Below are 270 nucleotides of genomic sequence, written 5' to 3'. Positions count from 1 at the left end.
TCTGGCCTCTTCCGAATCCGGCATGGGTATCGCCTACAATCCCGAGCAGGGTTTCGTGCAGGGCAAAATCTACGATCCCGCCACGGGACGTTTCCAAAAAGAGTTCGACCTCGATGCGATCGAGCAGACGGCCAGCACGGCGCAGCAGGCGGCCACGAACGCCGAGGATGCAGCCAACACGGCGCAGCAGGCGGCGGATTCCGCGTCCCGCAAGGCTCAGGAGGCGAAGGACTACATCGACAACACGCTTCCGGGGGAGTTCGCCCGGAT

Annotated in this window: 1 protein-coding gene; it reads left to right on the top strand. The window is 63.3% G+C overall.

The window, feature by feature from the left end:
• The coding region (locus tag BN3659_RS13225) for an alanine-zipper protein (protein ID WP_216092812.1) at nucleotides 1-270 on the top strand (270 nt) is incomplete at both ends.

Source organism: Alistipes sp. CHKCI003 (assembly GCF_900021155.1).
GTDB classification, from domain to species: Bacteria; Bacteroidota; Bacteroidia; order Bacteroidales; family Rikenellaceae; genus Alistipes; species Alistipes excrementavium.
Note: the sequence above shows the minus strand (reverse complement) of the source record. Positions and strands in the feature narration are given on the sequence as shown.